The organism is Cylindrospermum stagnale PCC 7417, from assembly GCF_000317535.1.
Classification (GTDB): domain Bacteria; phylum Cyanobacteriota; class Cyanobacteriia; order Cyanobacteriales; family Nostocaceae; genus Cylindrospermum; species Cylindrospermum stagnale.
The window spans coordinates 3,822,103-3,836,242 of record NC_019757.1 but is presented as its reverse complement, the minus strand read 5'-3'; the positions used below and the strand labels follow the sequence as shown (position 1 = coordinate 3,836,242).

Below are 14,140 nucleotides of genomic sequence, written 5' to 3'. Positions count from 1 at the left end.
CTTATTAAAGTAAAAACAAATGTATGGAGAGGAAAAATGCGCGATACCTTTAATCGAATGATCGGACGAACCCGCTATGTAGTCTTTCGCCTGTTTTTGCATTTAGCAGGAGGTGAAGTAGCACCAATTTTGGGAACATTAAATCGTGCGGCAAGGGAAGCAATTGATTCTGACGGCGAATTGGAAGTTTTGGGAGAAGGATTAGTCGAAATCTGCGAAAGCTTGTTACGATTTGATGAATACTGGCTCTCTGCTGCCAATGAAGGCGATGTATTTTGGGACGAAGGCGAGGCGGGCGATTACGTTAATGAACTATTTAGCGACTCCGCCGAAAGATACGGTGCTGAAACAGATTTAAGTTCTGCTAATAGAGCTGATGAACCTCTTTCTCTCCCTGTAACTCGCAACGTGATTGTCATGATTACAGTCGCTTATAACGGAGAAGTGCCAGAGTTAGAAACTGACCTTTCTAACGTGCAGGCGCTAAAAGAAGGTTTGAAAGCTTTAATAAATTTGCATTACAAACATAAACTCCAAGCCATCCAAGTGCATTACTCACCAGCGCAGTTAGGTGATGAACTCACTAACGATCAGCTGTTGCAGTATTATCCGGAATTGATTCCCTTGTAACTTGTTGGGTAGTCTGTAGTTAATACCCAGATTCAGAACTTTTCTCCTTAACCAGATAGCACAATAATGATCATGACCATACTGCGTAAATTCACAGTCGTTTTTTTAGCCCTGAGTTTGTGCTTGACAACTGTCGCCTGTGGGGGAGGAAACCAAACTAACTCTTCAGCGAAAAATGTTAGCCAAACCTCTACCACCACCAAGCTGAGTGATGGTCAGTATCAAGTGCAACAAGCTACTTACGATGATGGCACTGGGGAGTATACAGTGTTTTTACTCAACAACAAACCCCCAACCTTCACAACCGAAAATTTGCAAATGGCACGGCTGACCGATGAGGAAATCAAAGAAGGTAAGAAAACTTACCTGAAGGTGGATAAGGGACAGCCGAGTTTGTACCTGACGGAAGACTTTAAAATCGAGTACGTTCATAACGTTACCGAGAACAAAACTAATCCCCAAACCGGACAGCAAGAAACAGTGGTAGTGCGCCGAGAAAACAGTTTCTGGGCACCCTTTGCTGGTTCTTTAGTCGGTAGCGTCGCCGGTCAAGCGATCGGTAGTATGTTATTTAGACCCCAGTATTATGTACCCCCTGTCTATCAACCAGGAGGGATAATGACTGGCTACGGTGGGTATGGCTCCAACTATGGTCAAGCAGTTGAAAGATACCAAACTCGCTACAATGCACCACCCGCAGCCGTGAAGAATCGTACTGCTTTCCGCAGTACAGGTTCGATTAGAAGATCATATCCAGGAAGTTCAACTGACCGTACAGCACCGCGCACCAATACAGGAAGCCGCGCCACAGGTTCCGGTTATGGTAGCAGCACACTCAGACCTTCTGGGAACTCCAGCCCAACCCGACGTAATTCTGGTAGTGGTTTTGGTAGCGGGGGCCGTTCTTCTAGCCGTCGCTCATCTGGTTTTGGCAGCAGACGACGTTAGACAATTTGAACATGTAGAGGCACGACAATCTACATAGATGTCAACTTAAGCGAAAACCCTTTTAAAATCTCGTTCCTAGCCTCTGGGCTGGGAATGCCTACTTTAGGGCTGCCGCCTTCCGTATAAGCGGCAGAGCCGCACTGATTGCATTAAGCGTCGGAGATTGGGAACGAGATAATGGCTCAAAGTGTTATTTGGAAAAGCTTTCAGCTTAAGTTGACACCAATGAGCATTGCTGTGCCCCCAATAGGGTTCCGTTAAGATCCCCCCGTCTGCGGCGACCCCCTTGAAAAGGGGGTAAAAGAGAGTCAAAAGTCCCCCTTAAAAAGGGCTAAAAACAGTCTAAAGCCCCCCTTAAAAAGGGCTAAAAAACAGTCTAAAGCCCCCCTTTTTAAGGGGGGTTGGGGGGATCTTCCACAGATTCAAACGTTAACCGAACCGTATTGGCTGTGCCCCTACGAAAGATGTAATTCAAATAATTGACAGTCTCAGGGCTGAAGCCGCTGAGATTCTGCGGACAGAGTAAACTTAGGTAGTTTCCAAAGTCTAACTCTCGCTACGGTTGTCAAAGACCGTCTACCCAGTAAGCCTAAGTCTAAGCTGAGATTGCTGGCTACTTTTCTGAGAATATTTGCTGCACCATTAAGGTCAGCATTAACAATTGAACCGTTTTCTGACCGATATAATCCACGCTCAATCCGCCTTCCCGATGCTTTCCACCCCAGAGGTTTTTCACCGTATTGGGGCAGGGAGTCTCCATCTAGATAGCTGGCTTTTGAGGTGTAAGCTTCTTCAGTTTCTTGAAATCTAATACCGTGCAAGTCACAAAGTTGTTTTAATCGGTCTTTCAACTTGCCTAAAGGCATTTGAACAAACTTTTGATTGTTGAATCTACCCATATTGGCATTAGCTTTAAAACCTTGATTCCAACCGATTACTAATGTTCCGATACTGTAATTAAGACAGTGGTTGATAATTAATTTGGCGGCTTTGTTGATCCCGTCACGCATTTGATGGTTGCGTTTGCGGGTTACGCGGTCTAGCCAATTATCCCAATAATTTTCTGGTTTAGTTTCTTGACGAGTTGATACTTTTTTGTTCCACAACTGATTCATGGCTTTCATGCCACGGGCATCAATCAGCAAAGAATTACCCAATGTATCTACACAAGCCGCTAAATTATCAGCAGTTCCTAGGTCAATTGATAGTGCTTGATTAATATCTATGTCGTGTTTTTGTAGTGCTATCTCGTAAGACATCTCAAGATAAAAAGCCCCATTTTTAGGAAGAATAGTAAACTCTTTAACCTTGGAGTAATCAATATTTGATGGCATGGGCAGGAAAAATTCGGAAACGCCAAACCATCTTTTAACTGTCAGTCCCAAAGAAAATCTAAGTTGACCATCAACAAGAGTTGGTTTTTGTCCCCCAGAGTTTGGATAAGCGACTTTAAAAAGCTTTGAACCTTTGAGGTAATCTGGTGCCTTTGGTTTGAAATGTAGCTGACCTTTGATATATAAATTTCTCAACTCTTTAAAAGATTTGAAAGCTTCTGCTACAGACATCAAAGTTTGTTGCATTGGTGTTGATGGCAATGATTGAGCAGTCAAAGTCTTTGAAACAGATGGTTCAAAGGCCAAATCAAATTTACCAGTCAAGAGTGTTCCCGTCTTAAAAAATATTTGTCGAGCAAAATAAACACCGTTGTTATACAGCTTTCCTGCTTGTTGACAAAGGTACTCTAATAACGCTTTTATCTCATTGTTAGGAGACAGCAAGACTTGTTGCACTCCGATTATTTTCTTGACTTTAGCCACTGGCTCTACTTTCCAGAGTTTCGTTGATATCCATATCATAATCGACTACAAAGTTATTTTGTGAGTACAGCAGGGAATGTTAGCAGCGAAGCAGTTAGGCGTTATATTGAAGACCCACACCACGGATAATATAGACTCATACCACGGCGGTTAAAACCGCTCGTGTCGCTTCCCTCTCAGGTCTAAAGACCCTGACTTTCCCGCATACCGAGTATTTTTATGATCAATGCGGTTCACTTGAGAAAATTGTAAGTTGGGCTTACCGTGTGAGAACCCAACAAATTTATTGATAATATTGGGTTTTGTGCCTCAACCCAACCTACTTAAATACTACTTGCCCCTGGTAACACCCTTGCTAGATTTACCCAGAAAATTAGTTCTTTTAGCGTAATCTGTTGAAGCCTGATTTCTTAATTGCTCCTGGTAACAGGAATCGTAGACTCGCTTACAGATTTCTTTTCAAGAATGCAAAAGCCAATGGCTTGAGTTGCAACAATGTATTTGGTGGTATCTGTGTCATGTAGGAAGTTTCAATCCCTAATAGGGATTTTGATGAATTGCAACCCTTGGCAGATTTGGAAATTCACCATCATATATGCGTTTCAATCCCTAATAGGGATTTTGATGAATTGCAACAGTATAAATCTAGTTTATCTTGTAAGTAACTCAAGTTTCAATCCCTAATAGGGATTTTGATGAATTGCAACAAACTGATACGCATAGATAAAGGATTGGGATCAGAGTTTCAATCCCTAATAGGGATTTTGATGAATTGCAACCTGTGGCAATCGCATTGGCGGGACGAATAGACAGCAACAGCGTTTCAATCCCTAATAGGGATTTTGATGAATTGCAACGTGCTCTTTCCTTCATGCTGAGGAATTAATTCTAAGTTTCAATCCCTAATAGGGATTTTGATGAATTGCAACGCAAGTCTACCTTCGTGCAGGTGGCAGGTCAGGGATATAGTTTCAATCCCTAATAGGGATTTTGATGAATTGCAACTCGCACTTGCATTTCCCAATTTATATTTATGATTTGTTTCAATCCCTAATAGGGATTTTGATGAATTGCAACCAAACTATCTCTTCTTTGCGTCCAACTGGGCTGTTTCAATCCCTAATAGGGATTTTGATGAATTGCAACAGTGCAATAGGAAATCTATTTAAAATCTCGTTTACGTTTCAATCCCTAATAGGGATTTTGATGAATTGCAACGGGACTAACGTAATTTATGCCCGTGCCCTGCAAGTTTCAATCCCTAATAGGGATTTTGATGAATTGCAACAAATAGCAACTTTCCATCTTCTACAAGTTGTTCTAAAGTTTCAATCCCTAATAGGGATTTTGATGAATTGCAACAGGGGATCACTGCTTATAATTTAGAAATGGGAGCGGCTGTTTCAATCCCTAATAGGGATTTTGATGAATTGCAACTAGCAAGGCTTGCCGCTTCATTGACAAATAAAGTTTCAATCCCTAATAGGGATTTTGATGAATTGCAACTGGCTTTGGGTACTCTGCTAGAACTACCTAGCCTAGAAGTTTCAATCCCTAATAGGGATTTTGATGAATTGCAACTTATCCAAACTACTCTCTTATTTCCCACTAGAAAGTTTCAATCCCTAATAGGGATTTTGATGAATTGCAACTTGATTCTCCAGGATTTACCAATGATTCTGGCTTTTGTTTCAATCCCTAATAGGGATTTTGATGAATTGCAACCAACGAGTAATTTTTTCTTCAATCCATGAAAAAGTTTCAATCCCTAATAGGGATTTTGATGAATTGCAACTTTATGGGTGGTTCGCTTGGATGGTAGACATTTCGTTTCAATCCCTAATAGGGATTTTGATGAATTGCAACTGCACATTTGGCTTTTCACTATAGCCGTTATTGGTTTCAATCCCTAATAGGGATTTTGATGAATTGCAACCCAATGAAGAATAGGAGCTAGCTTGTCACAAAGGTTTCAATCCCTAATAGGGATTTTGATGAATTGCAACATGACTCATCCCACCTCCTGCAAGAATCATTGCGTTTCAATCCCTAATAGGGATTTTGATGAATTGCAACCTGCGGGTACTTTGCTTGCAGACCAAGTTTTAGTTTCAATCCCTAATAGGGATTTTGATGAATTGCAACGGAATTGGAGGGTTTTACAATCACATAGCAGTAGTCAAGGTTTCAATCCCTAATAGGGATTTTGATGAATTGCAACAGGAGTACTACATTATCGATGCCGTATCTCTTTACGTTTCAATCCCTAATAGGGATTTTGATGAATTGCAACTGGTAGTTCAACTCTTGTAGAAATAGGAGAAAAGTTTCAATCCCTAATAGGGATTTTGATGAATTGCAACTTAAATAATCTAAAGGAGCTACATTAGCATTAGGGTAAGTTTCAATCCCTAATAGGGATTTTGATGAATTGCAACCAGATCCGTGACTATATACTTATTATGGCTTTCGTTTCAATCCCTAATAGGGATTTTGATGAATTGCAACCCAACGGGGCAAGGAATTCACTAGCAGCACTCGCGTTTCAATCCCTAATAGGGATTTTGATGAATTGCAACACAACGCGGCGGGAATTGTCACAGACTTTAAAGGTTTCAATCCCTAATAGGGATTTTGATGAATTGCAACATACATCGAGGGTTTTTAATTTATGGTTCACGGCGTTTCAATCCCTAATAGGGATTTTGATGAATTGCAACTTGCAGGAATTGCGAACAAGTAATTCTGTATGCGTTTCAATCCCTAATAGGGATTTTGATGAATTGCAACGATCGCAAGTATCTTTTCTGCGGTTTCGTATTTTCTTTGTGTTTCAATCCCTAATAGGGATTTTGATGAATTGCAACTCCAGCTTGCGTCTGAAGTTGATAAAGATCCCACGTTTCAATCCCTAATAGGGATTTTGATGAATTGCAACCCACTACTGTTGTTGTAGGAAAGCCCAAGTATTCGTTTCAATCCCTAATAGGGATTTTGATGAATTGCAACCGCTGGGGTCTGGAAACCTTACCATATTTAGTTTTCAAGGTACAGTTGCGCGGATCGATCATCAATATACCATTACAGCCGTTGGTTTGAAAATAGGGGTCAGAAAAAAAAGGCTGAAACCCTTTAAGGTTAAGGCTTTCAGAGATCGCGCGGATCGATATTGGGCGATTAGAGGCTGAAACCCTTGCAGTGATTGAGATCCAAGCATTTTTTTCCAGCATCGAAATTCTACACCCACCCATCCGCGCAACTAGCATCATGAAATCCAGCTATAAAGGGTAAAAATTCAAAGCAGTTCCCCTCACAAAAGAAAGGTTTACACTAAGGCAACTGCTGGTTGTTCCCAGCGTCCCATCGCTTTAGCAATGACTGCTAATTCTGGCATCAACTTATCAAAACCTTCTGGTGTCAAAGATTGTGGCCCGTCAGATAAGGCTTTGGCAGGATTGGGATGTACTTCAATCATCAGGGAATCTGTACCAGCTGCGATCGCAGCCATAGCCATTGAAGGTACATAATCAGACCAACCTGTGCCGTGGCTGGGGTCAATCATAATTGGTAGGTGAGTCAGCTTTCGCAGCACCGGCACCACCGATATATCTAAAGTATTCCGAGTGTATTGGCGGTCAAAAGTGCGGATACCCCGTTCACACAAAATTACATTCGCATTGCCTGCTGCCAAAATATACTCAGCCGCCATCAACCAATCTTCAATGGTAGCAGCCATACCCCGCTTCAAAAGTACTGGTTTCGCTTGCGCCCCAACTTTTTTTAGCAGCGAGAAATTCTGCATATTCCTGGCACCCACCTGGATCACGTCGGCGACTTCCGCGATTTTATCCAATTCGCTAGCATCCATTACTTCTGTTATTATGCCGAGTCCGCTGGCTTTCCGTGCCCTTGCCAACAATTCCAAAGCACTCTCGCCATGTCCTTGAAAAGCATAAGGTGAAGTCCGTGGTTTGTATGCCCCGCCGCGCAAAAACTTGGCTCCGGATGCCTTAACGCGCTGCGCCGTTTCGACAATCATCTCTTCATTTTCTACAGAGCAGGGGCCAGCAACAACTACCAAAGGGTGGTGTTCACCAAACACAACTGGCCCATTGGGAGTATTTACCACTACCTCAGAAGCTTCCCCATGACGAAACTGGCGACTAGCCCTTTTGTAAGGTAACTCTACCCGCAACACTTGCTCAATCCAGGGGCTAATTTCTTGAATTTGCAGCGGGTCTAAGTCGGCAGTCTCACCCACTAGACCAATGACTACCTTGTGCCTACCGATAATCTTTTCTGGTGTCAGCCCCCAGCTAGCTAGTTCCTCATTAATCCGGTTGATTTCCGCCTCTGGGGAACCGCTTTTTATTACAACAATCATTATGAAATTTCCTGTTTATTTGTATAGATTATTCAATAAAGAGGCTGGAATTAATTGTTACCTATGTACTTAATTACTGAATGAATCGAAAAAATATAATGTATTTATTTAAAAAATTCATCCAGTGCTCAGTTGGATTTTTCTAGATATTGGGTATAAAACAAGCAATATAAATTTTTTATTAGCAATGTTGAAGTGAGAAGATTCAACTTCAACATTTATACTAAAATTTACCCAATACCTTAGTCAGCCAATATCTGAGTGCTGGTCATCATAGGTTTTTTTGCCGAGTTTCGCGCCAAACCTCCGTCATTCTTCCCCAATTGGTGCGGAACTCATCGAAACCCCATAGAGTTCCAGAATTTTCTTCGTCCCAAGAGGCAGATAGAACACCATAGGTTATCCCCAAAACTCCCAAACCAAAGAAGCCCATATTCACCAATAATACGGCGATGGGAGGTAGTTGAATGTCAGTGAAGCTAGCAAGCAGATAGCTAACAACCAGGGTAGTAATTCCCAAAGCTGTGGGAATTCCACAGAATGCAGCTAATCTTTTGACCATCCGCTGGCTGACAACTTGGGGAATTGCCATCTCTTCTTTGGTGAAAGATGGCTTTTTTGCAGTCTGTTTGTCAGTTTCCTGTGGCTTGACTACTGGTTTGCTCGTAGCTTTTGCGGGTTTTTGGCGCTTTTTGGTCGGTTCAAAAGGCAAATGACTACGTTCTGATTCTTCAGCAGGCATAAGCGATAATTCCTAACCACGAATACCGAGGCGAGCAATCAAAGCTTGATATTTTTCCCGGCTTCCTTCTTGAATATAAGATAGGAGGCGCTTGCGCTGACCGATCATCTTTAACAGTCCCCGTCGGGAAGAGTGGTCTTTTTTGTTTGCTTGAAGATGTTCGCTGAGGCGGTTAATGCGGTCTGTTAGCATCGCCACCTGGACATCGGCGGAGCCGGTATCGGTTTCGTGAACTTGGAAGTTGGAAATGAGTTCTTGTTTGCGCTGTTGCGTCAGAGCCATGATCGATTCAAGTTCTATTTTTTCTAGTGTGTGCAGCAGTCTCCCATAATATCACAGCCATTAAGCTGTGGGTTGAATTAGCTTTACCACTGCTGTTAAAGAAAGATTTTGGCTGTATGGCTTGGCTTCTCGGCAATTAAGCAATGGCGATCGCTACATTAAGGTACGCAAGATGGCGATCGCTTTCTTCGTCTTTAGCAATTCCGCAAGCACTCTTGTAGGTAGGGTATAGAGCTTTTTGCGTTTTAGCTAAAAGTTAGGCATTTGCTGAACCGGCTGGGACAGGGACATTCGCCGCCGAGCGATTACTCAGGATAGGCTGGCGGGTTTTTAGGTCAAATTTAAACCCATGCGGCAAAATATGCAGCTTGGCGCCGAAAACAGCCAAAGGCTCATCCTTTAAAATTTCATCCAGATTATTATATGTAGCTTCTGATTCATCCACAATCGTCACAGCGCCTTCCCCAATCACTTCAATCTGACCGTCGGTGACTATCATCGCGGTATTCTCATCAATCCCAAATCCCAAAACCGCAGGCTGTTGCACCAAAGCAGCAATTAAGCGTCCCAAACGTCCGCGTTGGGAAAAATGCTGATCAATCACCACCCCAGGCAGAAAACCAAGACCAGGCCCCATTTCCACAACTTCAATCCGGGGGTTTGTCTGGGAGTCACCTTCGACGATCATTTGATCTGGCATCACAGCAGCTCCCGCGCTTGTACCTGCTACAACTATGCCTTCAGAGAAACGTTGGTGAATCGCTTTATCAATTTCAGTATCTTTGAGGATGCCAGTGATCCGAGCTTGGTCTCCCCCAGTAAAAAATATTCCAGTTGCCTTACTAATTGCCTCTAATGCCGTAGATGAAGATGCATCTTCACGAGTTTCCGTGTCTATAATGCGAACATCCGCAGCGCCTAAACGAGTAAAGACTTTAATATAATTGTCGCCTACTTCTCTTGGTAGTTCCGTCGCCGCTGTCATAATCACAATGTTTGCCTTGATACTCCCTGAACGGCGCACAAACTCCCGCAAGACTTGGGAATCCCCATCTCTGTCTTCAGCACCGCCAATAATCACTAGCTGCCGCGTGGTTTCATTCTCAGCCATGATGTCTCCTCATTAGTTAATTTAATTGAGCTAGGGAAAACGTCAGATACAAAATCTTCCGTTTGGTAGATGTATCTAAAAATTTGAAGATACATTAGGCTTGATCATCTTGGATTTGCAATTAGAAAATTGTTAAACGGAAACAAGTCTTTTGATCACCTCCGCTAGAAATTATCACCAAATGCATATAGACCTTATAAGCAATAATTTTCTAGAGGGATTGTCTGTAAAATTTATTGAATTTTTGAGATTTTTGGTAAAGGATAACATCCGTGGCAAGGTAACTTATGCCCTGCTGCCAAGGTGACTCTTGGGAATACATCTGGGCATTAACTCTAGCCACGTGCAATTGGATATAGGCAGCTATGTTTTTAACTGAGAACCTCTAATGAATCCGACTTCTGTAGAGCAAGTTAATTAAGAAAAACCTTGCTTGTTCTAGTGGCAGATGCCTGGGTTTTCCCTGGTAGACAATTTGGTATTCTTTGTCGTCTGGCCCATCTCCATGTCCAGAAATCAGCTTACGGTGAAAAGCTTCTTCAGCCAGTTGTCGAACTTCGCTTCTCAGGGCAACTTGCGTGCTATTCATACTCTGCTGTCTCCCTAATGTCATACTTTGCCATACCTTACTTATATAAATTTTGGCAAGGTCTTGCACCTTTCAAAGGTTATATTTTTTTTCATTCATAGATGGAGATAGAGACTGATTTTTATCTTCTAGTGACAACTGGGATGCTGATAAATTTTATTTTATGGAAATTATGTCTTGGGATAGCTGAAAATGCCAAACAATCGCGTTAAGCTCAAGCCAAAGTTACCTCCAATAATGTCAATCAACTGTCAATAAATGAGTTTGAGTAACAGCCACTCAGAGTCCAGAGTTCAGGGTATCTAGCCAAAGGTTTATAATCAATGGTGCAAGAACAAATCACCGATGTAATCCGCATCAATGCCAGAAAAACGGATGTCTTCGATATTTTCGACTTTAAGCATTACATTGGACCGAACCCCTATTTAGATACAGGGGCCCTAGTGTTTAATTTTTCTTTGACTGAATATCGACAGCCCTTACCCATTGAGGACTATATTTCAATTATTAGCGATCGCTATTCGCACTTGGGTGACCAGACATACGAATCCTATGCTCATTTGTTCGCTCGCGTTGTCTCAGAAGTAGGCAAGCTGGACATGGGTTTGCACCTCAACCGTTGGAGTGTCAAGCCATATCCACATTATGTGCGAATTAGCCTCCAATCTTTACATGCACGCACAACTAAAGCAGTAGTTTACTTTGTCTGGGATTGGTTTGAAGCCATTACTCAAGGTGAAGACTTCCTGTTTGACGAACAACTGGTGAGGCTTCAGAACAGATTCCGGTTATCTGTCTACGGTGGCCCCACAGTTTACGCCTTATTGCGAACCGCCTACGAAAAAAGTATACCCGCCTTTTATTTGTGGGAAGAAGGATTAATCCAATATGGCTACGGAAAAAAACTAGTCCGGGGAGTAGCGACGACATTTGATTGTGATAGCCACATAGATTCAGAATTCACCACCCGCAAGGATGACTGCAAAGTTTTTCTAAAAACCTTGGGTTTCCCAGTCCCTGAGGGTGATATCGTCGTTTCCGAAAAAGAAGCCTTCGCGGTAGCCAGAGAAATTGGCTACCCGGTAGCAGTTAAGCCTGTGGTAGGTCATAAAGGAATTGGCGTCACAGCTGAGGTGCAAGACTCAAAAGAGTTAGAGTCTGCCTACAATAGAGCGCTGGCAGCAATACCAGAAGAGCAGCCAACAAGAATAATTGTCGAAAAAAGTATATCTGGAAAGGATTTTCGCTTACTGTGTGTCAATGGCAGATTTGTCGCCGCCACAGAACGCCGTCCAGCATCCATTGTCGGTGATGGGTACTTAACAATTGAGGAGTTAATTCACCGAGAAAACCGTAAACCTGCACGTCTGGACTCACCAACCTCGCCGATGAGCAAGATTCAGATTGATGAGGCGATGGAACTTTACTTAGAAGAACAAGGTTTATCCTTAAACAAAGTCATTAGCAAAGACCGCATCATTTACCTCCGCAAAGTTGCTAATCTTTCAGCTGGCGGGTTGAGTATTGATGCAACACAGACAATTCACCATGACAATATCATCCTAGCCCAAGATATTGCCCAATACTTTCGCCTAACTTGTCTTGGCATTGATGTCATTACTAAAAGTCTCTCAGAATCTTGGAAATCTAGTAACTTTGCCATTTTAGAAATCAACGCTGCACCAGGCATTTTGATGCATCTTAACCCGGCAATTGGTGAAAGTGTTGATGTACCTGCTCATATTTTGGAAACCTTTTTTGAGTCTGGTATAAATGCCAGGATACCAGTGATTACCTTTAATAAAATCTCCGTTCAGGAACTGCAAACTACAATTGACCATATTCTTTTACAGCATCCTGAATGGACAATTGGAGCAGTTTGTCGTGATGCAGTTTTTGTAAATCGGTCAGCAAAAGTATTGAACCAAGATTACAACAGCAACGTGCAACTTTTACTACGTCATCCTAAACTAGATTTGCTGATTGCCGAATACACAGGAGATATCCTAGAAGATGAGGGGATGTTTTACCAGGGGAGTAATATTGTAGTTTTGGATAATCCTAGTGAAACCGAGATGATGCTAGTAAGGAATGTCTTCGATGGGTCAACTGTAGTAATTAGGAAAGAAAACGACATTTCTATTAGAAGCAAGGGGTTGATTGAAGATTACACCTTGGGTGAAAACGAACCATTTACACGGGTTTACTTGAAAGAAATTAGTACGATTTTGTAGCTTCTTCACCGCAGATAAACTCTGATTCAGCGCAGAGGATATACAGATAAATAAGTCTGCATATCCTCTCTGTGTAAATTACTGAAGTTTTGCGTGGGCAGCCAAAATAATTTTTTCTGTTTCTTCCCAGCTAATACATTTGTCAGTTACCGAAACCCCATATTGTAATTTCTCACGTTTTCCAGTAATCGGTTGATTACCTTCATACAAATTAGATTCCAGCATCATGCCAACAATTGAAGTATTACCTTCGACTATTTGTTGAGTAACATTTTCCAATACAGCAGATTGTAATCTGTAGTCTTTATTTGTATTGCCGTGGCTACAGTCGATAACAATCCTGGGGGGCGAATTAGCCTCTTTTAATTTTTCTTCCACCAGTTTGACATTTGCTGCATCAAAGTTGGGTTGATTACCCCCACGCAGAATTACGTGGCCATAGACATTACCTTTAGTCTGAAATACGCTTACCTGTCCTTTTTGATTAATTCCTAGAAAATTGTGCGGGCTTTTAGCTGATTGTAAGGCGTTCAAAGCCACTTGAATATTGCCATCAGTACCGTTTTTAAAACCCACAGGCATAGAAAGTCCACTGGCAATTTCTCGGTGAGTTTGTGACTCAGTTGTGCGGGCGCCAATTGCTGACCAAGAAATCAATTCACTGATATACTGAGGAATAATCGGATCAAGTGCTTCTGTCGCAGTAGGTAATCCCAATTCCGTAATTTTTAACAATAGGCTACGAGCAATTAATAAACCATTTTCTACATGGAAAGAATCGTCCATATCTGGATCATTAATTAATCCTTTCCAGCCCACAGTTGTTCGGGGTTTTTCAAAATACACCCTCATGATGAGTAGCAGTTTATCCTTGACTCGTTCCGCCAGAATTTTCAACCTTTGAGAATATTCTAGTGCAGCATTAGGATCATGAATTGAGCATGGGCCAAGTACGATAAATTTTCTGCTGTCTTTAAAATCTAGAATATTTTCTATTTCTTGGCGAGATTTCAAGACCGTCTGTTCAGCCGATTTTGTTAAAGGTAATTTTGACTTGATTTCATGGGGAGTTAACAAGACATGAGAACTCTTGATGTTAGTGTTAATTAATTTATTGAGCATAGAGCAAAACTCTTGATTTGTGATATGATATTTATGGATAATAGAATAATATACCTACTTTTAATCAAAAATACAAGATAAGCTCATATAGCGTTTCCCTATCACGTGAGGTACGCTTTACACCTTTACAGCGATTTTCAGGTAAATAGACCATACTGTAGTAGGGGCACAGCACTGTTCCCTACGATAGATGTGGTTCAAATAGATGAAAACTGCTGTAAAAAGCGAAAGTCTTGGTATACGAAATTTTGATGTACCTCATTAGCTTGGGAAAGGGTATA

10 protein-coding genes, 1 pseudogene and 1 CRISPR repeat array are annotated in these 14,140 nt (G+C 41.9%); of the genes and pseudogenes, 4 read left to right on the top strand and 7 right to left on the bottom strand.

Annotation, left to right across the window (positions count from 1 at the left end):
• The first annotated feature begins 36 nt into the window (after positions 1-36).
• Together CYLST_RS15930 and CYLST_RS15925 are read left to right on the top strand one after the other, a co-directional pair.
• Entirely contained in the window at positions 37-630 is a 594-nt protein-coding gene (locus tag CYLST_RS15930) for a DUF1517 domain-containing protein (RefSeq protein WP_015208753.1), read from the top strand.
• Positions 631-696: 66 nt separating this feature from the next.
• Positions 697-1,578 (top strand): hypothetical protein, encoded by an 882-nt coding sequence (locus CYLST_RS15925; protein WP_041233129.1) that lies wholly within the window; start codon positions 697-699, stop codon positions 1,576-1,578.
• 488 nt (positions 1,579-2,066) lie between these two features.
• Here CYLST_RS15925 and CYLST_RS15920 read toward each other — a convergent pair whose 3' ends face one another.
• Complete coding sequence (locus CYLST_RS15920; protein WP_015208751.1) at positions 2,067-3,434, bottom strand: RNA-guided endonuclease InsQ/TnpB family protein; 1,368 nt, start codon at positions 3,432-3,434, stop codon at positions 2,067-2,069.
• Positions 3,435-3,446: 12 nt separating this feature from the next.
• Here CYLST_RS15920 and CYLST_RS34565 point away from each other — a divergent pair.
• Positions 3,447-3,524, top strand: a pseudogene (locus CYLST_RS34565) (IS200/IS605 family transposase); the annotation flags it as partial.
• 398 nt (positions 3,525-3,922) lie between these two features.
• Positions 3,923-6,404: a CRISPR direct-repeat array (repeat unit 37 nt; unit sequence GTTTCAATCCCTAATAGGGATTTTGATGAATTGCAAC).
• Positions 6,405-6,720: 316 nt separating this feature from the next.
• Here the strand turns inward: CYLST_RS34565 and aroF are convergent.
• The 5 genes from aroF to CYLST_RS15890 form a co-directional block, all read right to left on the bottom strand.
• Entirely contained in the window at positions 6,721-7,779 is a 1,059-nt protein-coding gene (gene aroF, locus CYLST_RS15910) for a 3-deoxy-7-phosphoheptulonate synthase (protein ID WP_015208750.1), read from the bottom strand.
• Positions 7,780-8,050: 271 nt separating this feature from the next.
• On the bottom strand, positions 8,051-8,521 hold the full coding sequence (locus CYLST_RS15905) for a PAM68 family protein (RefSeq protein ID WP_015208749.1): 471 nt from the start codon (positions 8,519-8,521) through the stop codon (positions 8,051-8,053).
• 12 nt (positions 8,522-8,533) lie between these two features.
• On the bottom strand, positions 8,534-8,803 hold the full coding sequence (rpsO, locus tag CYLST_RS15900; RefSeq protein ID WP_015208748.1) for a 30S ribosomal protein S15: 270 nt from the start codon (positions 8,801-8,803) through the stop codon (positions 8,534-8,536).
• A 256-nt stretch (positions 8,804-9,059) separates the two neighbouring features.
• On the bottom strand, positions 9,060-9,914 hold the full coding sequence (locus tag CYLST_RS15895) for a cyanophycinase (protein ID WP_015208747.1): 855 nt from the start codon (positions 9,912-9,914) through the stop codon (positions 9,060-9,062).
• Positions 9,915-10,299: 385 nt separating this feature from the next.
• Positions 10,300-10,503: a hypothetical protein gene (locus CYLST_RS15890; RefSeq protein ID WP_015208746.1), complete on the bottom strand. Its 204-nt coding sequence runs from the start codon at positions 10,501-10,503 to the stop codon at positions 10,300-10,302.
• A gap of 323 nt (positions 10,504-10,826) precedes the next feature.
• Between CYLST_RS15890 and CYLST_RS15885 the strand changes: the two genes are divergently transcribed.
• Positions 10,827-12,737, top strand: a complete 1,911-nt coding sequence (locus CYLST_RS15885) for an ATP-binding protein (protein WP_015208745.1) — start codon at positions 10,827-10,829, stop codon at positions 12,735-12,737.
• A 78-nt stretch (positions 12,738-12,815) separates the two neighbouring features.
• Here the strand turns inward: CYLST_RS15885 and CYLST_RS15880 are convergent, their stop codons facing one another.
• A complete protein-coding gene (locus CYLST_RS15880; protein WP_015208744.1) occupies positions 12,816-13,859 on the bottom strand; it encodes a 3-deoxy-7-phosphoheptulonate synthase in 1,044 nt (347 codons plus the stop codon).
• Between the last annotated feature and the right edge of the window lie 281 nt (positions 13,860-14,140).